The sequence below is a fragment of the Hydrogenophaga intermedia genome (assembly GCF_023715105.1).
GTDB lineage: Bacteria > Pseudomonadota > Gammaproteobacteria > Burkholderiales > Burkholderiaceae_C > Hydrogenophaga > Hydrogenophaga intermedia_A.
Map to the genome: position 1 here is coordinate 17,935 of NZ_JAMBNO010000027.1, position 23,865 is coordinate 41,799.

Below are 23,865 nucleotides of genomic sequence, written 5' to 3' on the forward strand. Positions count from 1 at the left end.
GTCATCTCCCCTCGATCGTGAGCGTCATGGCGAGCGCGGCGCAGCGGCTCATGGCGCGCCGGCTTCCATCAGTTCCTGCACCGCTGTCGCCAGCGGTGCCACCACGCTGATGCCGTTGGAGACATGCGGCACGGTGTCGCAGGTCACCACCCGCTGGGGCCCTGCCGCAAGAAGTGCGTGGTACGCGTCGGCGGCGAACAGGGCGTGCACCCCGATGCACACCGGTGGCGGCAATCCCACGCTGCGCACACTGGCAATTGCCTGGATCATCGTGCGCGCGCTGGACACGATGTCATCGATGAGCACGGGCTGGCGGTCTGCCAGGGCCGCGGTGTCGGGAAGGCTGACCTCCACGTCCTTGTCGCCCCGGCGGATCTTCTGCAACACCGTGAACGGCGCGCCAGCCAAGCGCGCGACTTCCTGGACCCATTGCTCGCTTTCCGCATCGGGTCCGATCAACACGGGACGGTCCACATGGGCTGCGACCCAGGCCGCGATGGCGGGCGCGGACTGGACCACACGGGTCGGCACCCGGTAGACCTCGCCGAGCGAGCGGTAGCGGTGCAGATGGGGATCGACGGTGACGATACCGTCGAACACCGTCGACACCAGCGCAGCGAACGTGCGGGACGTGATGGCTTCGCCCGTGTTGAAGCGCCGGTCCTGACGCAGGTACGCCAGGTACGGGGCAGCCAGCAATACGCGGGTGGCGCCGAGGTCGCGCGCTGCGTCCGCGGCGAACAACAAGGGCAGCGCCTTGGCGTCCGGCTGTGCCAGGCTGGCCACGATCACGACGGTGCGGCCGGTGACGTCGGCGTCCAGCCGCACCAGCGACTCGCCGTCCGGGAACCGGTGCAGTTGCAGGGCAGCCCGCTGCGCGCCCAACGCCCGGATCAGTCCATCGGCGAAGTCTTCGTCGCCCGGCAGGTGAAAAACGAGAGGTTTCATAGGTTCTCCGAAATCTGGAAGATCGGTGGGCGCGAGCGGACGAACTGCAGCGCATAGGCCAGCTCGCCCGGCGCCTGGGCGTGCAGCGTGAAGAGCGGCTGTCCCGCTTCGACCTGGTCGCCCAGGCGCGCATGCACGTCGATGCCGGCGGCAGCGGCGGTCGGTGCTCCGGCGAGCTTGGCCGCCCGCGCGAGCAGCCGGTTGTCGATTCGGGAGACCCGTCCCGTGGACGGCGATGCGACGGTGTGCCGATGCGTTGCCACCGGGATGCTGCGCAGGCCGCCCTGCTCAGCGCAGATCGCCTGGAACGTGGCCCAGGCGCGGCCGTCGGCCAGCACCAGCGTGGCGAGCGTCAGGCCGCCGCCGGCGGGCGCTGCACCGCCCATTTCGAGGATGTCCGCCGCCAGCCGCAACGCTCGCTCCCGCAGGTCGGCCGGGGCCTCGGGCGTCCCTTGTAGGACGGCCAGCACGTCGCGGGCCTCCAGTGCCGGGCCGATCCCGCGGCCGACCGGCTGCTCACCATCGGTGACGCGCAAGGCCACGTGCAGGCCGATGGCGCTGCCCACCTCCTGCAGGCGCCGACCGAGCGCCGCCGCGGCCTGCGCGCTGCGCACTTTGGCGGTGGCACCCACGGGCAGGTCGATCAGCACATGGGTCGAGCCCGCGGCGGCCTTCTTGGACAGGACCGAGGCGACGAGCTGGCCCTCGCTGTCCAGGTCCAGCGGCCGCTCGACGCGGATGAGGATGTCGTCGGCGGGGCTGAGCCGTACCGAGCCGCCCCAGACGATGCAGCCGCCCGTGCGTTCGACCACGCGCCGCATGCTCGGCACATCCAGGTTCACCGGCGCCAGCACCTCCATCGTGTCGGCCGTCCCGGCCGGCGAGGTGATGGCGCGCGAGGAAGTCTTGGGCATCGTGAGGCCGCAGGCGGCCACGATGGGCACCACGAGCAGGGTCGTGCGGTTGCCGGGCAGGCCGCCGACGCAATGCTTGTCCACCACCAGCGGGCGCCCCCAATCGATGCGGTCACCGACGCCAATCATGGCTTTCGTGAGCGAGACGGTCTCCGCGAGGTCCAGGCGATCGCCGGCGCAGGCGGTGATGAAGGTGGCCAGATGCAGGTCCGAGTAATGGCCCGCCGCGACGTCGGAGATGATGGCGCTGAACTCGGCATCGCCCAGGGCATTGCCGTAGACCTTGGCCCGGACATGGCTGAGCGAATCCAGCGGCGGTGCATGGGTCACCGTGACCAGCTGGCCCGGCTGCGCCCCCAGCGACGCCCATGCCGATTCGGACAGGCCAGCGACGTTCTCGGCCAGCCAATCCCCATCGACGACGCTGAGCGTCGCCACGATGCTGCGGCGGCCGGCCGTCAGCTGCACGCGCGCCTGGGTCGTGAAACCCTCCGACCGGCAGACAGGGCAGTCGCGCCGCATGTAGACCACCGGCTCCTGATGGGTGTCGATGCCGGTGCGCCACGCCTGCAGCGTGTTCACGCCATCCTCTCCGGTGCCGGTGCCGGTGCCGGTGCCGGTCTCGTGCAGGTGCGCCGTCATACCAGATCCACCGTCTGCAGGTACTCGGGCACGGCAACCGACCAGCCCAGTTCATGGTCGATCCGCGCGCGCAGCGCATCGGCCGCCTCCGGCTCGCCGTGGGTCACGAAGGTTCGGCGCGGTGTTTGCGTGAAGCCGCGCATCCACGCGAGGATCTCGTCGGCATCGGCGTGGGCGGAAAGGTTGTCGAGCGAGACCACCTCGGCGCCGATCGGCACGTCCTGGCCATGGATGCGGACGGTGGACGCGCCGTGCACGATCGCGGCGCCACGGGTGCCGCCCGCCTGGTAGCCGGCGAACAGGATGGTGTTGCGATGGTCGGGCGCGAATGACTTGAGGTGGTGCACCACGCGGCCTCCCGTGGCCATGCCACTGGCGGAGATGATGACCATCGGTCCACGACCGGCGCTGAGCGCCTTGGACTCCTCGACCTTGTTGACGATCTTCGCGGCATGGCACATGCCCTCGCATTCCTCGGGCGAGAGCCGGTGCTCGTCGCGATGGGCGTGGTACAGCCGTGTGGCATCGATGGCCATCGGGCTGTCCAGGTACACGGGCAGGTGCTGGTGGATGCGCCCTTGCTTCTTGAGTTGGTAGATGCCGTACATCAGGCTCTGCGCTCGGCCGACAGCGAACGCTGGGATGACCACGACCCCTCCACGGGCGGCCGTCTTGTTGATGACAGTCTCCAGCTGCGCCAGTGCGTCGGACGCTTCATGCTTGCGGTTGCCGTAGGTGGATTCCACCAGTAGGTAGTCGGCGCCGGGGACCTGCACCGGCGGGCGCAGCACCGGGTCGTTGGGCCGGCCGATGTCGCCGGAGAAAAGCACGGATCGCCGACCGTCGCTGAGGTGCACGAAGGCCGAGCCGAGCATGTGCCCGGAAGGCGTCAACCGCGCGGTGAGTCCGGGCAGCGCCTCGAAGTCCTGAGTGAACGGACGTGGCGCGAACAGTTTCAGGCAGCGCTCGGCGTCCTCCCGGGTGTACAGCGGTAGCGCGGGCTGGTGCTTGGAGAAGCCGTGCCGGTTGGCGAACTTCGCTTCTTCCTCCTGCAGGTGGCCGCTGTCGGTGAGCAGAATCTTGCACAGCTCGTGCGTCGCGGACGTGCAGTAAACCCGGCCGCGAAAGCCTTGTCGCGCCAGCAGTGGCAGGTAGCCGCTGTGGTCGATGTGGGCGTGGGTGAGCACGACCGCGTCGACAATCTTGGGCGCGACCGGCAGCGGCTCCCAGTTGCGCAGGCGCAGTTGCTTGAATCCTTGGAACAGGCCGCAGTCCACCAGAATGGTCGCGTCGCCATGGCGCAGCAGGTATTTGGAACCGGTCACGGTGCCGGTGGCACCCAGAAATTGAAGTTGCATGGTAGGTCTCCAAGGATGTTGTCGTTCAAAGAAGGACCGGCCGATCCGGCAACTCGTTGCCGTGGTCCGCGCCCCGCGGAAAGTGCTGCACCAGCAGGTGGCTGACGGCCACGATTCCTTCCAGGGCTCCGGCCTCGAAGCGTCCCTGCGCAAACTGGGCTTCCATGCGCTGGCACACAGCCGACCACCTTTCGGCACCGCAACAGGCATGGATGCCGCGATCGGCCACGATCTCCACGGCCCGGTCGGCCAGCAGCACGTAGATCAGGACGCCGCTGTTGTGCGCCGTATCCCACACACCCAGGCGTGCGAACAGGTCCAGCGCCCGCTCGCCCGGCGATTGGTTGCGCCACAGTGGCGATCCGTCCAGCGCACCCTCGACCACGAAGCGCAGCTGGCCCCCATGCTGGAACTCTCCCGTGCGGATGGCCTGCTCGATCGCATCCAGCGCGCACGGGGGGAAGGCGCGGCGGACTGCGCGATCCGTGGTCGCAAGGTGGCGAAGAAGTCGTTGCATGTTCATCTCACCACCGTCCTGACGCGCCGCCGCCACCGAAGCCGCCGCCGCCGCCGCGGAATCCACCGCCACCACCGCCCAATCCTCCGCCCGGCCAGCCGCCTCCCCGGTGGCGCCCGTGCATGCCGCCGTGGCCACCCATGCCGATGCCCAGCAGCGTGACGAGGAATCCCGCCAGTCCAGCCACCGCGGCCACCGCGAAGGTGCCCACCAACAGCCACGCAGCGGCACCCAGCACGCCAGCCGTGACCAGGGAGCCTGGAAGGCGGCCGAGGGCGTTGCGTAGCACTCCGCCCAGCATCAGGGCCGCGACGAACAGGAAGGGCCAGGCCTGCCCGATGTCGTTGGTCTGCCCCTGCCGCCGTGGGTCCGCCGCAGGCAGGGCCTCGCCATCGATCACCCGCATGATCTGTTCGGCGCCTGCGGCGATGCCGCCGTCGAAATCGCCCTGGCGCAGGCGCGGCGTGATCACCTCGTCGATGATTCGCCGCGATACCACGTCGCTCAGCGCACCCTCGATGCCGTATCCGACTTCGATGCGCACGGTGCGGTCGTCCTTGGCCACCAGGAGCAACGCGCCGTCGTCCACCTTGCGACGGCCGAGCTTCCATTGCTCTACCACCCGCAGGGCGTACTGCTCGACGGGTTCGGGCCGCGTCGAGCGGACCATCAGCACGGCGATCTGCACGCCCTTGCGTTGCTCGAAGGCCCGAAGCTGCGCATCCAGCGCGGCGACACGATCGGCGGCGAGCGTTCCCGTGAGATCGGTGACGCGCGCCTGCAGCGGGGGAACGGCGACCAACTCCTGCGCGGACGCGACCGAAAGGAACAGGCTCAGCAGCAGCCAGGCCAGAGCGGGGGCCAGCCGAAGAGGGGCCGCCGGAGAGAGCACCGCTGTTCTGGGCGTTCTCATGTCAGGGGCGCGCCGCCGGCGCCGAGGCGCCGAAATCGACCTGTGGCGGCGCCGCCATGGCCTTCTCGTCGGCGACCGAGAAATTGGGCTTGACGTCGTAGCTGAACAGCTTGGCCGTGATGTTGGTCGGGAAGCTGCGCGTGAGCACGTTGTAATCCTGCACCGCCTTCACGTAGCGCCCACGCGCCACGGTGATGCGGTTCTCCGTGCCCTCAAGTTGGGCACGCAGGTCTTGAAAAGCCTGGTTCGCCTTGAGTTGCGGGTAGTTCTCGCTCACCACCAGCAGCCGGCTCAGCGCGCCGGACAGTTCGCCCTGTGCCGCCTGGAACTTCTGGAACGCCTCGGGGTTGTTGACGAGTTCCGGCGTGGCCTGGATCGAGGTCGCCTTCGCGCGGGCCTCGACCACCCGGGTCAGCGTCTCCTGCTCGAAGTTGGTCTCGCCCTTGACGGTCGCGACGATGTTGGGGATCAGGTCGGCGCGCCGCTGGTACTGGTTCAACACCTCGGACCAGGCGGACTTGGTCTGCTCGTCCAGCCGCTGGAAGTCGTTGTAGCCGCATCCGCTCAGCGACAGGGCAAGCGCTGCGAGCAGGGACATCAGGATCAGTCTCATGGTTCGGTTTCCGTGGAAGTGAGAAAAGTGCGGGACGGTGAAGCGCTCACCAGGACGGGGTTGGCTGGCCACCAATGCCGCGGAATGAGCAGCAGCGCGAGGGTGGCGGCCAGTGGAATCGACAGCCACGCAAAGGTGCTCTGCATCACAGCGCCGAATAGCCATCCGGTGGCGGCCGATCCCAGTGTTTGTCCGAGGCCGGCTGCCGCGGCGAGCCCTCCCATCGCGATACCGAGCCGCCGCGCCGAGGTGCCGGCAGCGAGGTAGGCCAGGGTGGGGAGCACGAGACCCGTGCCCGCAGCCGTGAAACTCACGCCGACGTACAGCCACATCTCGCTGCCATGGCGGGCCAGCATCAGGAGCCCGGCGATGCCCAGGACCATGCCGCAGGCCAGTACGCGGCGTGGGTCGGCGCGCTCCAGCAGGCCGGTGAAGAACAGCACCGCGTTGACGCCCAGCATCACCAGACTGCACTCGGCGAACATCAACGACACCTCTCGGGAGGAGAGATCGGGGTGGCGCTGGCCCTGCAGCACGATGCCGAGTTCAAAGCCGGCAAGCACGAACATGACCACACCGTTGAGAATCCAGAGCGCCAGGGAGCGGCTCCGGGGTGCTCCGTCGTGATCGGCTGCGTCCGCCTCTCCAAGGGAGGAAGGTGCGGGAAGCGTTGCGGCCAGGCCCAGCATCATCAGCGCGCCGAGCGCGGCCGAGAGTGCGATCACGAGCGTGGTCGATGAGCCCTGTACCAGCACGCTCAAGAAGCCCAGGCCGACAAGCCGTTCTGCAGCGGCGTTCAGGCCGGGGCCGAACAGGAACCCGAGCAGCGACATCGCACCCAGCCATGCAAAGCGCCTGGCGCGAATCGATTCTGGGGTGTACTGCGCGACGAGCGCCGGCACCACCGGCACGACCGCGGCCACAAAAAAGCCCGTCGCGCCGCGCAGCGCATAGATGCCGACCACGCTCAGGGCCTCGGGGCGCAGCAGCGGGAGCAGGCTGGCCACGTAGCCGATCAGGCCCACCAGCAACACGCGGGCACGCCCCAGCCTGTCCGCCAGCATGCCCCACAGGGGCGCACCCAGCAGGATGCCCGCCGTGTAGATGCCGCTGAGGTAGCCGACATGGCGCGCAAGCGCCGCAGGATCCGCGTCGCCCATCAAGGGCCGCAGCCAGTCGGGGATCAAGGGCATCAGTGCCCCATATCCGGCCGAGACGACGAATACGGCCGCAGCGAGCCAACCCAGCTGCGCGACGCCGAGGTCTTGCTGGCGGGTGGGCCCGGATTCGCGCGGTGATCGCATGGCGCGGCTCTCTACCATGGTGGCCCGCCGCTCAGGCTGACGCGGCCGCTGGGACACTGGCACGCGACGTCACGCGCTTGATCCCCGGCAGGCGCGTGCGCTTGAGCATCAGCGCATTGATCGCGACGATCGCGGAACTGCCCGACATGGACAATGCGGCGACCTCGGGCGACAAGGTGAACGGATACAGCATCCCGGCCGCCAGCGGGAAGGCGATCACGTTGTAGGCCACGGCCCACCAGAGGTTCTGGTGCATCTTGCGCAGCGTCGCCCGGGACAGTTCGATGGCCCCGACCACGTCGTAGGGGTCACTCTTCATCAACACCACCTGGGCGCTTTCCATCGCAACGTCCGTCCCCGCGCCAATCGCAAAGCCCACGTCGGCCTGCGTCAGCGCCGGAGCGTCGTTGATGCCGTCGCCGACCATGCCGACCTTGTGACCCTGCTGCTGCAGTTCCTTGATCTTGGAAGCCTTCTGCCCGGGCAACACATCCGCAAGCACGATGTCGATACCCAGTTCCTTGCCGATGCGCTCGGCGGTCGCCTGGTTGTCCCCGGTCAGCATCGCGACCTTCACGCCGCGTGCCTGCAGCTTGGCGATCGTCTCGCGCGAGGTCGGCCGCACGGCATCGGCGATCGCGATGAGGCCGATCAGCCGGCCACCGCGCGCGACGTGGACCACAGTGCGCCCCCCGCCTTGCAGCCGCGCCGCCTCGCTGGCAAGGGGGGCCAGATCCACCTGTTCCGACTGCATCAGCAGCCGGTTGCCCAGGAGCACCGTCTCGCCCCCGATAGTGGCCCGTGCGCCTTGCCCATCGATGTTGGTGAAGTTCTCGGTGACCTCCGTCGGCATGTCTCCTGCACGCTTGAGCACTGCGAGCGCGAGGGGGTGCTCGGAGAACTTCTCCACCGCGGCGGCCGTCGCCAGAAGCCGCGTCTCCTCGACACCGGGCGCGGCCACCATCTCGACGACATCGGGCTGCCCCAGTGTCAAGGTGCCGGTCTTGTCGAACACCACGACCGTCAACTTGGTGGCGTTCTCCAATGCGGCCGCATTCTTGAAGAGAATGCCGTTCATTGCGCCCAGCCCGGTCCCGACCATGATGGCCATCGGGGTGGCCAGCCCCAGCGCGTCAGGGCAGGCGATCACGAACACGGTGATGGTCAAGGTGAGTGCGAACAGCAATGTCTGTCCCATCACCCAGTACCAGACGCTGAAGGTCAGCAGGCCAATCACGATCGCCGCCAGCACCAGCCACTGGGATGCCTGGTCGGCCAGCAGCTGGCCGGGGGCCTTCGAGTTCTGGGCCTCCTGGACCAGCTTGACGATCTGCGCCAAGGCCGTGTCCGCGCCGACCTTCGTGGCCTTGTAGCGAAAGCTCCCGCTCTTGTTGATGCTGGCGCCTACGACGGTGCTGCCCACGCCCTTCTTGACCGGCATGGACTCGCCCGTCAGCATCGACTCGTCCACTTGCGACGCGCCCTCGACGATCTCGCCATCCACCGGGATCTTGTCGCCGGGCTTGATCACGACCAGTTCCCCGGCTGCAACCTCGGCGGTCGGTACCTTGGTCTCCACCCCGTTGCGCACGACCGTGGCCATGGGCGGGGCGAGATCCATCAACGCGCGAATCGCGTCGGATGCGCCCGCGCGGGCGCGCATCTCCAGCCAGTGCCCCAGCAGGATGAAGACCAGCAGCACCGATGCCGCTTCATAGAACACCTCACCCTCGTAGAAGAAGGTCGCGCCGATGCTGAACAGGTAGCCGGTGCCCACCGACAGCACGACCAATGTGGCCATGTTGGCGACGCCGTTGCGCAGCGCGCGCCACGCCGCCACGTAGAAAGGCCAACCTGGATAGATGATCGCGGCACTTGCGAGGAAGAAAAGAAAGAGCTTGTCGTCCAGCCCGAACGGCGTCTGGAAGTCGCCGAACATCTTCCCCATCGGGGAATAGAAGAACACGGGAATGGCGAAGACCAGGGCCACGAAGAAGCGATTGCGCATGTCCCGGGCCATGTCCTGCATCGAGCCCGACCCGTGGCCCATGTCGTGCATCATGTCGGCCATCGCAGGGTCGCCTGCGTGGGCCTGGTGCGCAGCATGGGCGGCGGGCGTCGTGGCCGCAGCCTTCGCGCGTGCGGCCGTGGCGGGGGCATGCGCGTGGTGCCCCTCATGCCCCATCTCTTGCGCCTGACGTGCGGGTGCGCCGTGATGGCCGTGCACCGCATGGCTGGGGTCGGCAGAGACGCCAGCGGCGGGCGCGCACACGTGCTTGGGCGTCTGCTCGCCACGGCAGTGATAGCCGCATTCGGCGATGCGCTGGCGCAGATCCTCGACACTGAGTTGTCCCTCATCGAGATGGACCGTTGCGCTTCCCGCAACATAGTTGACATCTGCATGATGGACGCCGGGAAGCTGCAGCAGCTTGCGGCGTACTCCCTCCGCGCTCAGGCTCGATACGAGCCCTCCGACTTCAACGTTGATCGACTTCATGGCTGTTCTTCCTGTTCGCTGTGTACGTGGTCTCAACGAGCGAGTCGGCCCGAGTCCAGGCAGTCCTGCGAGAACTCGAAGACGATCTCCCGGTCGGGAGCGATGACCTTGTGCTTCTTGCCGGCGTAGTGCAGCCGGGAGAGGATGTCTCTGATCAGGTTGAGCCTCGCCAACCGTTTGTTGTCGCCGTGCACGACAGACCAGGGCGCTGCGGCCGTATGGGTGCGCATGAACATCTCGTCGCGCGCCCGTGTATAGCCGTCCCAGTGCTTCAGCGCGACGGCATCCACCGGGCTCGACTTCCACTGTTTGAGGGGATCACGGCGGCGTTCCCCGAGCCGGCGGCTCTGCTCCTTCTTGCCGATGTCGAGGTAATACTTCAGCAGCTTGATGCCGGAGTTGACCAGCATCTCCTCGAACTTGGGCACTGAGTTCATGAATTCCTCGTGCTCCTCGGCGGTACAGAAGCCCATCACCGGTTCCACGCCCGCACGGTTGTACCAACTGCGGTTGAACACCACGAGCTCTTCGCCAACTGGCAGGTGCGGGACGTAGCGCTGGAAGTACCAGCCCGTGCGATCCCGGTCGGAGGGCTTTCCTAGCGCGACGACCCGTGTTTCCCGAGGACTCAGGTGTTCGACCAGCCGCTTGATGCTGCCGTCCTTGCCTGCGCCGTCCCTTCCCTCCAAGAGGATCAGGATACGGTCGTTGCATTTGATGAAATGCCGCTGCAGTTTCACCAGTTCGATCTGCAGCATGTGCAACTGTGCTTCGTAGTCCTCGCGGCCGATCGAGCGTGTCGCTGTCTCGTCGCGCGCTGAGCCGTGGGCAGTGCCGGTGCCGTCCACATCGGCCTTGTGCTTGGCGCCTTTGGCACCCTTCTTGTTCTTTGCCATGGGTTCTCCGTTAGGTCTGGTCGCAGGCGATCAGCATTGCGTGTGTCGACGCCCGGCGGGGCGCGGCGCTCATGTCCGCATCCGAGCGGGAGCCGCAGCCATCGCCTAGTCCGTAGGCTGCAGCCAGGTACGGTCGATTGATGCGCTGACGCCAGCGGGTCTTCTTCATGTCAGCCTCGCTGGCGCGTGTCCGAGAGGGAGGGAAGGAAGCGCGGCGTGCGCGCGGCATAGGCGTCGAACTCGGCGCCGAACTGCTTGCGCATGTCCTTCTCCTCGTTGACTGCCAGCCTCGAATACATCACGACGAGGAAGGGGAACATCAGCAGCGTCAACAGCGTCGGCCACTGCAGCAGAAAGCCGAAAAGGATCGCCACGAAGGCCACATACTGCGGGTGCCGAATCCTGGCGTATGGGCCGCTCACGGCAAGTTGGGCGTGCCGTTGCGCGTGGTAGAGCACCGTCCAGGCGCTCGACAGAAGCCAGAAGCCGCCCCCGATGAAGATGTAGCTTGCGATATGAAGCGGGCTGAAGTGAGGGTCGCCGCTCTCGCCCAGCAGGGTCGACCAGAGATGGCCGCTGTTGTGCGACAGCAAGTCCAGACTGGGATACTTGGTCTGAAGCCAGCCGGACAGCACGTACAGCGTCAGCGGAAAGCCGTACATCTCGACGAACAAGGCAACAATGAACGCTGCGAATGTCCCGAAGGTTCTCCAGTCGCGCGAGGTCTGCGGTTTGAAGAAGCTGAAGGCGAACATGATGAAGACCGCCGAGTTCACGAGGACGAGCAGCCAAAGCCCATAAGCGGGCGCATCGTGGTTCATTTGCGCTCTCCCGGGTACGGTGAATTCGCCTTGCTACCGTCGCCTGGTACGGCATGGCGATGCATCAGCACATGAGCGATGACGCAAGTCGCCAGGAGGACCAGTGGCAGCGCGGCCAGGTAGTGCCCGCGGTGTTCCGTCAGCAGCATGTAGATGCTCACGGCCAGGAAGACCAGAAAGCCCAGGAACCATCGCGAGCGCGAAAACCTTGGACCGGTGCGGTGAGAAGTTGTCATGGTTGTCCTCCTCACTTCGCCGGCTCAGGCATCCGGTCCATCATCATCTGCATCATGGATTGGCACATGTCCATGCGCATTTCGAGCATTTGCTGCCGCTCAGCTGTCGGCGCCGACTCGGCTCCATCCTTCATTGCGCCCATCATCGCCATGCCAGCCCGCATGGCCTGCATGTGTTCGGCCATGAGCGCCTTGCGCTGCGCAGGCGTCTTCGCAGCCACCATCCGTTCGTGCATGGCCTGCATCGACTTCAGTTGCGCATCCATGCCCTCGGTGGTCGGCGCCCTTGGCGTCTCGGCCGCAGTCGGACTCGCACCTGCGGGGTGATGGGCCTGATGGTTGTCCTGCGCGAACGCAGACAAGGTGACCAGTGCGGCGCCAACGATGGCCGCGATCGAATGCGTGAATTTCATTTCTCTCTCCTTTAGCCGCGGGTGTCTGCCATTGGGGCGAAACCGATGTCGCCGCAAGCGGACAAAGCCCTATGAAAACTCCGTAGTCGGGTACAGAGTCAAGGCTTATGAGTTGTGCGCCGGCTGTGACCGACACGGCAACTCAAAAGGAGGCGCTACAGCGCGAGACGCTCGAACAGCAGCCACGACGGCTGCTTGGGAGGTGGTCGCTGGTGACCCCTCGATGGGATGGCTCGCAGAGCCAACGTCGGAGCCAGCAGCTGGTCTCCATAGGCGGGAGGCGCCAAACCGACGAGGTCGAACGCGAAGGTTGGTGCTTTCTGAATGGCGGACTGGTTGACGTCGCCGCAGAGCTTCAGGCACGGGGCCTTCGACGGGTCGTGGGAACCTTCTTCGTGCTCACCATAGAGGCCTTCATGATTTCCATGCCCGGACGATGGCACATGCTCATATCCGACAGCATGCCGATGTTGCTGCGGAGACTCCAGAAGGCAGGCATTGGCCACCCCGGCCCCGAGCGCAAACAGCCATACCCCGAGCACCATCCACGCGATGGCGCGAATCCTGCGGTGGTTGAGAAGTGTGCGCATGTGCGGCCTATTGACCCATTGACACCTGTGATCCTATTCCCAACTGAGCTGCGGGAAATTGATTTGGATCAAATGGAGGCAAGGGTCAACTACGCGGTACTGCGTTATTCTGTGTTGCTCGTGAATAGACAGTGGATCGCTCGATGAACGAAGGTTTGGGTGATTGGATGACGGTTGGCAGGCTGGCGAAGGTCGCTGGCGTCGGCGTGGAGACAATCCGCTACTACCAGGGACGCGGCCTGTTGCCGATCCCGAAGAACGCCGGCAGCTTCCGGCGCTACCCCGCTTCGATGATCCAGCGGATCGGCTTCATCAAGCGCGCTCAGAGCCTTGGGTTCTCGCTGGACGAGGTGAAGTCGCTCTTGGACCTGGAGGATGGGCGGAATCGCCGGGCTATTCAGACGGTGACACGGCGGCGCCTTGACCAGATCGATGAGAAGCTCGGCGATCTCGAACGCATGCAAGGTGCTCTACGGGACATGCTCTTGCAGTGCGAGGAGATGGGGCAAGCGTCCCCTTGCCCCATCATCGCCGCACTTGTTGGCCCGCCTCCGGTTCAATCGCCGCCAACCAGTCGTTTGCGATAGCTGATGGTATTTGGATTGCAGAGTAAGGAGCAGACCACGGTTCTCGTTTGGGAGCCCGGCATAGATCGGAGGGCTCCACTACAACCGGATCAGAAGGTCGCCCTTACGCCGATCCTGAGCGTGCGTCCCGGCAGCGGTGCGTTCGGATACACCGTCGTGGTCAGGATCGAGGTAGGGCTGTAGGCGAGCTTGTTGGTCAAGTTGTCTATGCGCGCGTACCAGGTCAGCCGCGCCCGCTGTGCCTTCATGCCGTAGGTGATCGCGGCGTTCCACAGCGTGTAGGCCTCGGTCTCGCGCGTGTTGGCCGGCACTCGGCGTTGCGCTGCGTTGTAGTCGAAGCCAAGCCGCGCGTTCCACGGCCGTTACCGTAGACCAGGGTCGCGCCAATGCGCAGCGGAGCGATGCGTGGTAGCGGCTCGCCGGTATCTAGGTTTGTGGCCCGTACAACGTCAGCCCGCCATGCCAGATCCAGCGTCGAGCCGTCGGAAGTCCGCGAAAACCCGTCCGGCCCTTGTAGACGCAGATTGCCGTTGGCTTCGAGGCCGGTGAAGCGCGCACGCACGCCGCCGTAGAGATACTCCGCCAACGATTGGTTCGCATCGCGATCGGTCACCGGGACGCCTTCGTCGTCAAGCTGATTGCCGGAGGCCGTCAGGCCGATGTAGTTGCGGAACCGCGTGACGTAGGCGTTGACCCGGGCGGTATTGGCCCTGTCCTTCCACTGTGCTCCCGGTGTCGGCCGCTTCTGCGTCGCCAGACGGGACCGTCATCGCCATGTCTTGCATCGGGCACGGATCAGGCAAGGCAAACATGCCGGCCCAGCCCTGCATCGGCAGGGCAAGACACATCAGAAGCACGATCAGCTTGCGCATGGGATGGAATTCTAGGCTCGAAACTTCTTGGCTCTCACGCGCGAGGCGCTCAATGGTTTTCGGCTTCCATGACCTGACAAAGATGTAATGGGTGTGCTCCGTTGTCGTCATGACCAGCGCCCTACCGTATGCATGTACGCCAGTACCTCGGCACGTAATGACGGGTCGAGAATCCATCAAGGAGTCAACATGAAACTCAACATCACCGTCTTTGCTCTTTCGTTGCTTGCAACTTCTGCGTTCGCAAGCGATGCCGCGAACCAAGAAGCCAAGCAAACCATCGCCCTCAAAGACGGCGGCATCCTCTATGTTTTCAAGGATGGCAAGATGGCCAAAGAAGACCGCTACGGACGCGCCGAGTACTTGCGCAGCGGTACCGTCTTGCAAACTGTCGATGGCAAGGAAATCGCCGCTTCCAGCAACGAGGTGGCACGCCTTGACTACCTGTTGAAGAAGGGGCACAACAATTGAGATTGTCTTCGCGTCGACGCTGTCGTCGCCGCAGCAATTCAGGTTTGAGATGTGGCTGCAATTTGGACGCGCCTCACCTCCTTTGACTGATGTCGAGCAGGCATCGACGTGAAAGGTGACTGCCTGCGAGCAGCGGCCATTGTTTTTTCCGACATGGTCCTGCAATACGAGGGGCATGTGCCTGATGTTCGCTGCGATGTGCTGCCGGCAACTTGGCGGCATGTCGCGAACCACCCCATCATCCCCGACGCGACCACGAAGATCCTTGGGTGTAGCGCCAAACACCCTTGGTGACGCGCAGGCTCGAAACCACTGTACGAAGCTACGAAAGTAGTGCCCCGGATCTCCGAAAGTGGAGGCCCGGGGCGTACCAAACATGCGTGGCCTGCCGGGGTCCTCTCAACCCGCCAGGCCACGAGCGGCTCAGAACACGTGGCGAATGCCGACCTCAAAGCCGGAGGAGTCTTGACCGCCAAGCATCCCCGCAGGCGGCGTGTACAACACCGAACTCCGGGCCGCGCCCTTGTTGTTCACGCGTCCGTAAGTGGTGTACAGCGCAGTTCGCCGAGAAACGTCGTGCACGTAGCCAACACCCAGGCGAGTGCTGTCGTCTGCGTCGGAGAAGCCAGAACCCGAGGCGCCCCCCGAGCGATCGGCGCGCGTGATACCTACCCTGATGGTGCCGGAACTCACAGGGAAAGCCGCGCCGATCGAGAGGTCGCGTGTCTTGCGTGGACTCCACTCTTTGACGTCATACAAGGTATACAGCGTGACAAACCCGAAGTTGTAGTTGAACATGATGTTGTAGTTTATGAAATCTGGCGTACTCGCTCCGGTATCAGTCTTCCCATAAGCGACGGCGATGTCCATGTTCTGCCGTTTGTAGCCAAGCCGCCCTCCGGCGTACTGATTGCCGTCGACGCCCTCACCCGCTGAGAACTGCACATGACCGTAGACGCCACCCATGTTGGGGATGAAGTAGCCCACAGAGTTGTCGGTGCGGAGCACTGTTGACGCCGTGCTGCCCAGATTGGATCCACCGCCGTAGCTGAAGATGCCACGAGAGCCCACACCCACGATACCGAACTCGTCATTGAATGTGTTGTAAGCGGTGGGCGTGTAGTCGCGCCCAAGCCGTATCTCGCCAAATCCCCCGATCAGACTAACCGTGGAGCGCCGTCCGAAGAATCGAGTGGCGTCAACCGTTCCGGTGTCAACATTGAGCTGGGATTCGAGGTGAAAGCCGGCCTGCAGGCCCCCGCCGAGATCTTCGACGCCACGGAGGCCCCAGCGACTGGTTGTATTCGACCCGGAAGCCAGTTGCACCTGCGACCCAGCAGAGCCGTTCTTGACCTGTCGCACTGCAGCGTCCACCACGCCGAATAAGGTCACGGAAGACTGGGCATGCACGGCAACGGATGTCGTGGCCAGTGTGGCCAGAGCGGCCAGGGAAAGAAGCGAGCGTCTCATGAGTTTTCTCCATTGTGGAAATGACATCAGCACCATGTATGGACCAAGCCCTTGCGAAAACAAGAACTCTGGGGTGCGACGATCAAGAGTAGAGAAAGTCAGTGCTGCCAGCCGTGTTGCGCATCGATGGCGAAAGATCGCTAGCACGCCTCCCGAGCAGAGCGGCGTTTTGTTGCTCAGACCGTACGCAACGGCCACGAACATGACAAAGCCATGACATACCAGTAATGCGATGGCAAGGCATCGGTCACCCCTGGCCGCCTATGCTCTACGGATGCGTAGACAAGACGTGCGACTGTTGGCGTTGGCGCGCCAGGGCGATACCACTGCCCTGTGTGAAGTTGGTCGACGCTATCTGCTGGGAATGGACGGGTTTCCCCGATATATCGACCTTGGGCTTGACTATCTGTCGCACCCGTCTTTGGCATCGTCTGTACAGGCGACGATGGTCATCGCCGATGCACTGTCGTTGGCCGAGTTGGCTCGGCGCAATCTGCTGATCGTCTTGTCGACAGCGGCCAACGCTGGCCTTGTGTCCGCGCGGCTCAAGCTGGGCATATGGCGGACCCTAACGTCGCCAGACAGCGCCGAGGCGATGTCCTTGCTTGTGGCAGCCGCGGACGCCGGCTGTGACATGGCAGCGAGTGCACTGGTAGCTGTTCGGGAATCACCGTCGAACCCAGGCATCGCGATCCTCAACGCTTTGCTGGCCTTTCCTTCGCTGGAAGTGCAGCAGGCAATCGTTCAGGCCTTGGCTACCGCGGTACGTTGTCGAGATCTGGATTTTGTGGCGCGCGTGCTGCGCCAAGCCCTGCTGCTTCGCTTCGAGTCCACTTCCGAGCTGGCAGACGGCGTCTGCGAGGCCTTGTCCATGTTGCAGCACCGGGGCCTGTCACTGATGACCTATCAGAGCCAAAGAGTCGAGGCTCTGCTGACGCTATGTGTTAACCGGGGAAACCCGGCAGCGGCCTTGTTGCTAGGACGTGCGCTGTGCGGCATCAATGCGGCATCCATTCCCTCATCCCTGTTGACGGCACGGCGTAACGTACGCCGCGGTTCGGCCCTATTGTTGCGCGCTGCGGACGCCGGGTACACCGAGGCTTGGACTTTGCTATATCGATTGCACGCCAACGGTCACGGCCCTGTGGCCAACCCGCAGATGGCAAGGTTCTTCCTGGAGAAGGCCGCCGAGGGCGGAAGCGCCAATGCTCAGCGACAACTGGGCGCATTGCTTCTGCGCTCGGCCACCTGCCTGGAAGAAGCTGAACAGGGCGTGCAATGGTTGCACACGGCCGCGAGCGTCGGCGACCCGCTCGCCCGCCAGTTGTTGTCAACCTTGTTGCTGCCCTGCGAGGGCAGTGACGACGAAGCGAACTCTGCCATAGGCGCCATCCTGGACGAAGACGCCTGGTTAGCCTACCGGCTGCGCGTCGCCCGTGATTTTGGCCTGACCAAAGTGGAGGCAATAAACGTGGACGTGGTCGCGGGCGCGCGCGCCTGGGGACTGGTTGTACTGACTCCGGTGCCGACCAGCAAATCGTCAATACCCAGGGTGCTACCTGGCTTGCGACCGGAGGTGCTCGAAAATCTGCGCATGGCGGTTGAGTACTTCAGGCGCAGCGGTCAAACGCCGGCCAGCAGCGACACGGGGCGCCGGCAACGCTTACAGCGGCTGCGTTTCGCCTTGGAGCGCCGAGGCATCGATGAGTCGTTGTTCTTCGTCCAAGCCAACAGTTCGGTGCTATCGGCGCGTCGCGTCAGTTCGACCTGGGCATTCCACTCCCGTCTGAAGATCCAAGCAGCACTGGCCGATTGAGATCGGCGCAGCCAGCCTGCCCCACTCATTGCAACAGTGACCAGGTCAAACGCCACAGGTCGCCAACGACCAGGTCAGGGCGCACCATGCAGTAAACCAATGAGCCTGTACCGCTCGGGGTTCACGAGGCTGACACGCTTACAGGGCCTTCAACGGGGGAAGATTCATTGGCTGAAACTCGATTTATCTCTAAGCTGATATGAACCAGTTCCTCGTGAACGCCCAGTAGTCGTTTGAAGTCAGCCGGTTCGGCATCGCTGGCCGTGACCAGCGCAACGATGCAGGCGTACTGCCCGCGACCGACGCGCCACACATGCAGATCACTGATGACGGCTGGCGGCGGCGCAAGCCATCCCGATTGAGGACCGCGGCCTCCTCTGCATGTTCAAGGACGGCAAGATGGCCAAGGAAGACCGGTGCGGGCGAGCCCAATACCTGCGTGGCGGCGACACCCTGCAAACCGCGGATGGCAAGCAGATCATTGCCGTCAGCAATGAAGTGGATCGCCTGGGCTACTTGCTGAACAAAGGACACAGCGAGAAATGATGTCTGGTCGCTGCTGATGGCGTTATCTGATCGAAAATTCGAGTGAGAAGGTGTTGACTCCTGCGCCAGAGCGCACCTTCACGTCTCCTTTATGCGCCCGCATGATGGCCTTGGTGATCGGAAGGCCCAATCCCACCCCGTCCTCCTCACCACGGCTCCTTCCGGGGCTCAAGCGAACAAAGCGATCAAAAAGCGCCGCCTGGGCGGCGCTGGCAATTTCATCCCCCGAGTTGGTCAGCGCAAGACGCACCAACTCGTTGCTTGCTTCGACCCTGATGCTTACCGTTGTCTTCGGGCGAGCATGCCGAACGGCGTTGGACAAGAGGTTGCTGATCGCACGGCGAATCATCAGGCGATCACCTGAAACCGCGCCTTCTCCGCTGACCTTGATGGTCAAGCCTTTCTCGCTGGCGATAGCTTCGTAGAATTCCACGACAGCACTCGATTCCGTAACGAGATCCACGTGGTCCCTGGACGGCAACGCATGCAGGTTTTCGGTCTTGGCCAGAAAGAGCATGTCAGAGATGGTGCGTGCCAGACGCTGCAACTCCTCCGACAGGGTGGCCAGGCTGTTGCGATAGTCGGCCGAGGAACGCGACTGGGCCAAAGTGACTTGGGCCGCGGTCAGGAGATTGCTCACCGGCGTTCGCATCTCGTGCGCGAGATCCGAAGAAAAGGCGCTGAGTCGGTCAAAGTCGCGCTGAAGACGATCGAGCATGTCGTTGAGCGATTGAGCGAGTTCACGCATTTCCTTGGGGACGCTCTCCACCGGCATGCGCTCACCTAGTCGGTGTGCGCTCAGGCTCTCCGCTCTCGCCTTCATCGCGGTCAGCGGCTTGAGGCCTCCACGGCTGGCCAACCACCCCAGCAGAGTGCCGACGATCACGGAGAAAAGCACGTAACCAGCAATTTTGACTGTCAAGGCATCGAGAAAATGTCGGTGATGGCTCGTATCGATGGCGGCAATCACAGAGACCTTTTCTTTCCTTGTGTTGTTTAGATCAAGAGAGAAGTGCTGCGCATACAAGCTGCTGGACGCGTCTTGCCAAACCAGCCCTTGTGGCTTGAGCTCGAGCGCTGACAATAAGCCAACAGGGAGTTGGATGTCCCCTTGTTCGAAAATCGTTCCCGAAGCACCTGTGACTCTGATGTACAGGCCTTGATGCCCGTGTGTGCTGATACCGAGCCGGCTGCGCAGCTCTTCTTCCGATGGACTTTCTCGGATCACATCCTCTACGAGATGAACCTTGTCGGTCATAAGAGCCTGATCAAGTTCGACAAAGTGAGCGCTGGTCTCTCGGAACATGAGTACCGAAAATCCAGTCAGGATGAGCGCTACGACGCCAGCGAAAAGAACCGTCAACCGGGCGGTTAGAGACATCCCCAAGCCCCTCGTTCACTGCTCGGGTTCGTCAAGCACGTAGCCCATGCCACGCACCGTCTGCAGCAGCTTGACATCAAAACCGTCATCGATCTTTGCTCGTAGTCTTCGAATGGCCACGTCGATCACATTGCTGTCGCTGTCAAAGTTGATGTCCCAGACGAGAGAGGCAATCAGCGTGCGGGGCAACACTTCACCGCGGCGACGGATAAAGAGTTCAAGCAGTCCGAACTCTTTGGCGGTCAGGTCTACTCGGCGTCCCGCGCGGGTGGCCCGACGACGAACCAGATCGAGGGTAAGGTCGGCGACCTGCAGTGAGGTCGCCTCCTGAATCTGGTTGCCGCGCCGAAGGATGGTCTTGATGCGAGCAAGCAGTTCGGAGAATGAGAAGGGCTTGACCAGGTAGTCGTCCGCGCCCAACTCCAACCCCTTGACCCGATCCTCGACGCTGTCGCGGGCGGTGAGAAAGAGCACCGGGAGCTGACGCTTCTTACGTTTGAGCGAGTTCAGCACAGACCATCCGTCTATGCCGGGCAGCATGACATCCAAGATGACAAGGTCGTACTCAACCTCGGTGGCTTCGTGCAGGCCATCGACGCCGTTGCGGGCCAGCTCAGCGTAGTAGCCCGCCTCCCGCAGCCCTTGCTTCAGGTACTCGCCCGTATGGGCTTCGTCTTCAACGATGAGGATTTTCACGCAGCGGCTCTTTTCATGAGCGCAGTTTGCCACGCCATTAACGCCGGATTCCTATATGACAAATTTGTAATGAACTGGACAGATGCCTGTGCGGGCCTGATCCGAACAATCCACCCACTGCTTAAACAAGGAGTGATAGGTGAAGAACGTTTGATGGAAAGCGCAGCGCATGATTCTGCTGGCCACGATCGCTGCGACTGCAGGAACAGTGGTGTTGGCGCAGAGCGTCGGCAACGAACAGCCCTCAAATTGGCGCGAGGCCAACGACGAAGTAGGCAAGTTCAAGCGCGGACATGCCGATATCCTGAAGTGGGAGGCTGAAAACCTCAAGCCCACCGCGAGCGACAAGACGCTGCCAGCGGGCTTTGCACTTCCCACGATGGAGAGCGCGGTTCGTGCTGCCTGGAAGCCCCACCTCGAGTTGCAACGGGTCATGTCGCGTCTCGGTCGGGAAAACGTCGATCGCGTTGCAACGGGGCAATGGATGGATGTTGAGGCACGCCACCAAAGGCGTATCGAGGGTTTGGACGAACTCTTCGAAGTTGCGGTAGATGCCCGCAAAGCCTGGCTATCCGCGGTTGCAACCAAGCAGACGTTGAGCTTGCAACAGGAATCCCTCGAAGCGGCTGAAGCTGCCACGGAATTGGGACGTCGCATGGTCAAGGTTGGCAACTGGAGTCGCTACCAACAAAGCCGGGTTGAGCTAGGGCTGTCTAGCGAGAAGCTGGCCTATCAGCAGGCCCGTGTGGCAGCAGCACAAGCCGAACAGGCGCTGATCAAGTTGCTTCGCCTCAACGGCGTTCACCAGCGCCTGGAGCTGCCCGACTCCCTGCCCGATCTACCCAAAGAGGGGCTGCCCGGCGATCGCCTGGCGGCCGAGCTTCAAGAAATCACCGCTCAGTTGCCCATGGTCAATCAGACCAAGACGCGCATCAACTTCGACCTGGCACGAGACGCCTATCGAGCTGCCCTCGATGTGGCCCAGAGCTATCGCAACGATGTCATGGCACAGCGAAACCTCATCGTGGATGAGAGCGTTCTTCAATACAACGGCATGCTCAAGAGCGTGTGGGAGTTGCTGACCGAGGTGCAAGGCCGCGCCCAAGCGCAGCGCGAGACCATCAGCGCCACTCGAGACTACTGGGTCGCTGAAGCGGACCTCATGTGGGTGCTTCAGGGTGGTGAGCCCCAGTCGTTCGTCACACCAGGCGCCGCCTCCGGGGCGGAAGCCAATACCGCAGGTCATTGAACAACTCGAGCAGAACACAACATGAGCAATCGTCGTCAATTCTTTGCAGGCGCTGCCAGCGCTGTGGCCGGACTGGCCGTTTCACGAGTGGCCATGGCTGCACTTCCCGAGCCCGTCATTCAGAGCTCTGTCGATACCGCACCGCCGCTGGTACCGAATTCCGGGCGCCCCTACAACCCCGTCGTCACGCTCAATGGGTGGAGCCTGCCCTGGCGCATGAACAACGGCGTCAAGGAGTTCCACCTGGTGGCTGAGCCCGTTGTGCGCGAGATGTCGCCCGGCTTCAAGGTCAACATGTGGGGCTACAACGGCCAGAGCCCGGGGCCTACGATTGAAGTGGTCGAAGGTGATCGCGTGCGTATCTTCGTCACCAATCGACTGCCGGAACACACCACCATCCACTGGCATGGTCAGCGCCTGCCCAACGGTATGGACGGCGTGGCCGGCATCAATCAACCCGCGATTCCTGCTGGAAAGACCTTCGTCTACGAGTTCGAGGCGCGCCGCCCTGGCACCTTCATGTACCACCCCCACGCCGATGAGATGGTGCAGATGGCCATGGGCATGATGGGCTTCTGGGTCACGCACCCCAAGGGCAAACACCCGCATATCAACGAGGTTGACCGAGATTTCTGCTTCCTGCTCAACGCCTTCGACGTCGAGCCGGGCAGCAAGACACCCAAGGTTGCCACCATGACCGACTTCAATATCTGGAGCTGGAACAGCCGCATCTTCCCAGGTATCGACACCCTCAATGTGCGCCTGAACGACCGCGTTCGTATCCGGGTCGGTAACCTCACGATGACCAATCACCCCATTCATCTTCATGGTCATGAGTTTCTGGTGACCGGTACGGATGGCGGACCTACACCTCCATCCACCCGCTGGTATGAGGTAACCACCGACGTGGCCGTCGGCCAGATGCGCCAGATCGAACTGATCGCCGACGAGGAAGGTGACTGGGCCTTCCACTGCCACAAAAGCCACCACACCATGAACGCCATGGGCCACGACGTGCCCACCATGATCGGCGTGGACCATCGAGGGCTGGTGAACAAGATCCAGCGCGTTGCACCTGACTACATGGTGATGGGTGAGCGCGGCATGGCTGACATGGGCGAGATGCAGATGCCCATTCCCGATAACACGGCGCCCATGATGACTGGAACGGGCCAGTTCGGCCCGATCGAAATGGGCGGGATGTTCAGTGTCTTCAAGGTACGCAAAGACCAAAAGCCTGGCGACTACAAGGACCCCGGCCCCTACAAGCACCCGTCCGGGACAGTCGCCTACGAGTGGTCTGGAGCAGCTCCCGCGCCGTCGCGCGCATCTCAGGCAACGTCAGCCGCCCCAGCCGACGCCACTGCCGTCAAGCCCAATGGCCACAAGGGCCGTCATTGATTTTCGTGTTCGTACGTAAGCCTCTACCCATCCACCAAGGAGTACTCAGTTGAATATTCGAAACGCCATTGCAACCGGTTTGATGGTTGCTACCGCCTCCCTGGCCGCAGCGCACGGGAATGAAGCCCATGTGAAGCCCGCTGGGCCGATCAAGCTTGAACAAAAAGCGTGGGGCATCGCGGGCGACCCCAAGAAGGTCACGCGCACCATTGAGGTCGATATGACCGATGCCATGCGCTTCACCCCGGACCGTATCGAGATCCGGCAAGGAGAGACGGTGCGCTTTGTCCACATGAACAGCGGCAAGGTCATGCATGAGTTCGTTCTTGGCACCAAGCCCGAACTCGACGAGCACGCTGCGCTCATGAAGAAGTTCCCTGGCATGGAGCACGATGAGCCGTATATGGCACACGTCGCACCAGGCAAGCGCGGCGAGATCGTGTGGACCTTCAACAAGGTTGGTGAGTTCGATTTCGCTTGCCTTCTGCCTGGTCACTACGAAGCGGGCATGGTTGGCAAGATCAAGGTTGTCTCCAAGTGAGCACCCGAACGACCCATTGAACACTGTCTCAAAGGAGAGCTACATGGTCGGCCCTGAAATATTCGTTTTCAGCCAGCGGTCAGTCGTGGTGCCGGCTCTCTGATTGCGTTGACGGCGAGGTTGCGCAGCATGCGAGGCCAGTTGGGCGATAGGGCTGCGGCTTGGCACAGGCG

26 protein-coding genes are annotated in these 23,865 nt (G+C 63.4%); 7 read left to right on the forward strand and 19 right to left on the reverse strand.

The window, feature by feature from the left end:
• Positions 1 to 48: 48 nt before the first annotated feature.
• The 14 genes from M3149_RS19540 to M3149_RS19605 form a co-directional block, all read right to left on the reverse strand.
• Entirely contained in the window at positions 49 to 948 is a 900-nt protein-coding gene (locus M3149_RS19540) for a ribose-phosphate pyrophosphokinase (protein WP_003090267.1), read from the reverse strand.
• Positions 945 to 2,504, reverse strand: coding sequence for a thymidine phosphorylase family protein (locus tag M3149_RS19545; protein ID WP_251711128.1), 1,560 nt, complete (start codon positions 2,502 to 2,504; stop codon positions 945 to 947). The genes M3149_RS19540 and M3149_RS19545 overlap by 4 nt, the downstream gene beginning before the upstream one ends.
• Positions 2,501 to 3,862: an MBL fold metallo-hydrolase gene (locus M3149_RS19550; RefSeq protein ID WP_251711129.1), complete on the reverse strand. Its 1,362-nt coding sequence runs from the start codon at positions 3,860 to 3,862 to the stop codon at positions 2,501 to 2,503. Before M3149_RS19550 ends, M3149_RS19545 begins: the two co-directional genes overlap by 4 nt.
• Before the next feature lie 25 nt (positions 3,863 to 3,887).
• Positions 3,888 to 4,385 (reverse strand): TPM domain-containing protein, encoded by a 498-nt coding sequence (locus tag M3149_RS19555; RefSeq protein ID WP_023083478.1) that lies wholly within the window; start codon positions 4,383 to 4,385, stop codon positions 3,888 to 3,890.
• A 1-nt stretch (position 4,386) separates the two neighbouring features.
• Positions 4,387 to 5,292 carry a TPM domain-containing protein gene (locus tag M3149_RS19560; protein WP_137922056.1) on the reverse strand — a complete coding sequence of 302 codons (906 nt, stop codon included), beginning with the start codon at positions 5,290 to 5,292 and terminating at the stop codon, positions 4,387 to 4,389.
• Position 5,293: 1 nt separating this feature from the next.
• The gene (locus M3149_RS19565) at positions 5,294 to 5,905 is read right to left on the reverse strand and encodes a LemA family protein (protein ID WP_023087277.1); all 612 of its coding nucleotides are present in this window, start codon (positions 5,903 to 5,905) and stop codon (positions 5,294 to 5,296) included.
• Positions 5,902 to 7,227, reverse strand: a complete 1,326-nt coding sequence (locus M3149_RS19570; protein WP_435370768.1) for an MFS transporter — start codon at positions 7,225 to 7,227, stop codon at positions 5,902 to 5,904. The genes M3149_RS19565 and M3149_RS19570 overlap by 4 nt, the downstream gene beginning before the upstream one ends.
• A 13-nt stretch (positions 7,228 to 7,240) precedes the next feature.
• On the reverse strand, positions 7,241 to 9,706 hold the full coding sequence (locus tag M3149_RS19575; protein ID WP_251711131.1) for a heavy metal translocating P-type ATPase: 2,466 nt from the start codon (positions 9,704 to 9,706) through the stop codon (positions 7,241 to 7,243).
• 32 nt (positions 9,707 to 9,738) lie between these two features.
• The gene (gene ppk2 / locus M3149_RS19580; protein WP_023087280.1) at positions 9,739 to 10,602 is read right to left on the reverse strand and encodes a polyphosphate kinase 2; all 864 of its coding nucleotides are present in this window, start codon (positions 10,600 to 10,602) and stop codon (positions 9,739 to 9,741) included.
• Positions 10,603 to 10,612: 10 nt separating this feature from the next.
• Complete coding sequence (locus M3149_RS19585) at positions 10,613 to 10,771, reverse strand: hypothetical protein (protein ID WP_170245403.1); 159 nt, start codon at positions 10,769 to 10,771, stop codon at positions 10,613 to 10,615.
• A gap of 1 nt (position 10,772) precedes the next feature.
• Positions 10,773 to 11,423: a methyltransferase family protein gene (locus tag M3149_RS19590; RefSeq protein ID WP_003090238.1), complete on the reverse strand. Its 651-nt coding sequence runs from the start codon at positions 11,421 to 11,423 to the stop codon at positions 10,773 to 10,775.
• Positions 11,420 to 11,659: a DUF2933 domain-containing protein gene (locus tag M3149_RS19595; RefSeq protein WP_034137611.1), complete on the reverse strand. Its 240-nt coding sequence runs from the start codon at positions 11,657 to 11,659 to the stop codon at positions 11,420 to 11,422. Before M3149_RS19595 ends, M3149_RS19590 begins: the two co-directional genes overlap by 4 nt.
• 11 nt (positions 11,660 to 11,670) lie before the next feature.
• On the reverse strand, positions 11,671 to 12,072 hold the full coding sequence (locus tag M3149_RS19600) for a hypothetical protein (protein ID WP_003090236.1): 402 nt from the start codon (positions 12,070 to 12,072) through the stop codon (positions 11,671 to 11,673).
• Between the two features lie 155 nt (positions 12,073 to 12,227).
• Positions 12,228 to 12,662 (reverse strand): hypothetical protein, encoded by a 435-nt coding sequence (locus tag M3149_RS19605; RefSeq protein ID WP_251711132.1) that lies wholly within the window; start codon positions 12,660 to 12,662, stop codon positions 12,228 to 12,230.
• Between the two features lie 143 nt (positions 12,663 to 12,805).
• Here M3149_RS19605 and M3149_RS19610 point away from each other — a divergent pair, with 143 nt between their 5' ends.
• Positions 12,806 to 13,249 (forward strand): MerR family transcriptional regulator, encoded by a 444-nt coding sequence (locus tag M3149_RS19610; RefSeq protein WP_251711133.1) that lies wholly within the window; start codon positions 12,806 to 12,808, stop codon positions 13,247 to 13,249.
• A gap of 89 nt (positions 13,250 to 13,338) precedes the next feature.
• Here the strand turns inward: M3149_RS19610 and M3149_RS19615 are convergent, their stop codons facing one another.
• Together M3149_RS19615 and M3149_RS19620 are read right to left on the reverse strand one after the other, a co-directional pair.
• A complete protein-coding gene (locus M3149_RS19615; RefSeq protein WP_251711134.1) occupies positions 13,339 to 13,560 on the reverse strand; it encodes a TonB-dependent receptor in 222 nt (73 codons plus the stop codon).
• Entirely contained in the window at positions 13,494 to 14,006 is a 513-nt protein-coding gene (locus tag M3149_RS19620; RefSeq protein ID WP_251711143.1) for a TonB-dependent receptor, read from the reverse strand. The genes M3149_RS19615 and M3149_RS19620 overlap by 67 nt, the downstream gene beginning before the upstream one ends.
• Before the next feature lie 304 nt (positions 14,007 to 14,310).
• Here M3149_RS19620 and M3149_RS19625 point away from each other — a divergent pair, with 304 nt between their 5' ends.
• The gene (locus M3149_RS19625) at positions 14,311 to 14,592 is read left to right on the forward strand and encodes a CopK family periplasmic copper-binding protein (RefSeq protein ID WP_251711135.1); all 282 of its coding nucleotides are present in this window, start codon (positions 14,311 to 14,313) and stop codon (positions 14,590 to 14,592) included.
• A gap of 423 nt (positions 14,593 to 15,015) precedes the next feature.
• Here the strand turns inward: M3149_RS19625 and M3149_RS19630 are convergent, their stop codons facing one another.
• Positions 15,016 to 16,062: a porin gene (locus tag M3149_RS19630; protein ID WP_251711136.1), complete on the reverse strand. Its 1,047-nt coding sequence runs from the start codon at positions 16,060 to 16,062 to the stop codon at positions 15,016 to 15,018.
• Positions 16,063 to 16,351: 289 nt separating this feature from the next.
• Between M3149_RS19630 and M3149_RS19635 the strand changes: the two genes are divergently transcribed.
• A complete protein-coding gene (locus tag M3149_RS19635) occupies positions 16,352 to 17,878 on the forward strand; it encodes a tetratricopeptide repeat protein (RefSeq protein WP_251711137.1) in 1,527 nt (508 codons plus the stop codon).
• 381 nt (positions 17,879 to 18,259) lie between these two features.
• Positions 18,260 to 18,424 carry a CopK family periplasmic copper-binding protein gene (locus M3149_RS19640; protein ID WP_251711138.1) on the forward strand — a complete coding sequence of 55 codons (165 nt, stop codon included), beginning with the start codon at positions 18,260 to 18,262 and terminating at the stop codon, positions 18,422 to 18,424.
• A gap of 22 nt (positions 18,425 to 18,446) precedes the next feature.
• On the opposite strand, the gene M3149_RS19645 is transcribed toward M3149_RS19640, so the two are convergent.
• Positions 18,447 to 19,805 (reverse strand): heavy metal sensor histidine kinase, encoded by a 1,359-nt coding sequence (locus M3149_RS19645; protein WP_251711139.1) that lies wholly within the window; start codon positions 19,803 to 19,805, stop codon positions 18,447 to 18,449.
• A 15-nt stretch (positions 19,806 to 19,820) separates the two neighbouring features.
• Positions 19,821 to 20,501, reverse strand: a complete 681-nt coding sequence (locus tag M3149_RS19650; protein ID WP_251711140.1) for a heavy metal response regulator transcription factor — start codon at positions 20,499 to 20,501, stop codon at positions 19,821 to 19,823.
• A gap of 169 nt (positions 20,502 to 20,670) precedes the next feature.
• On the opposite strand from M3149_RS19650, the gene M3149_RS19655 reads away from it, so the two are divergent.
• From M3149_RS19655 to M3149_RS19665, 3 genes are all read left to right on the forward strand, one after another.
• Positions 20,671 to 21,750 (forward strand): hypothetical protein, encoded by a 1,080-nt coding sequence (locus tag M3149_RS19655; protein WP_251711141.1) that lies wholly within the window; start codon positions 20,671 to 20,673, stop codon positions 21,748 to 21,750.
• A gap of 21 nt (positions 21,751 to 21,771) precedes the next feature.
• Positions 21,772 to 23,151, forward strand: a complete 1,380-nt coding sequence (locus M3149_RS19660) for a multicopper oxidase family protein (RefSeq protein WP_251711142.1) — start codon at positions 21,772 to 21,774, stop codon at positions 23,149 to 23,151.
• Positions 23,152 to 23,233: 82 nt separating this feature from the next.
• A complete protein-coding gene (locus M3149_RS19665; RefSeq protein ID WP_251711144.1) occupies positions 23,234 to 23,692 on the forward strand; it encodes a cupredoxin domain-containing protein in 459 nt (152 codons plus the stop codon).
• Positions 23,693 to 23,865: the final 173 nt, after the last annotated feature.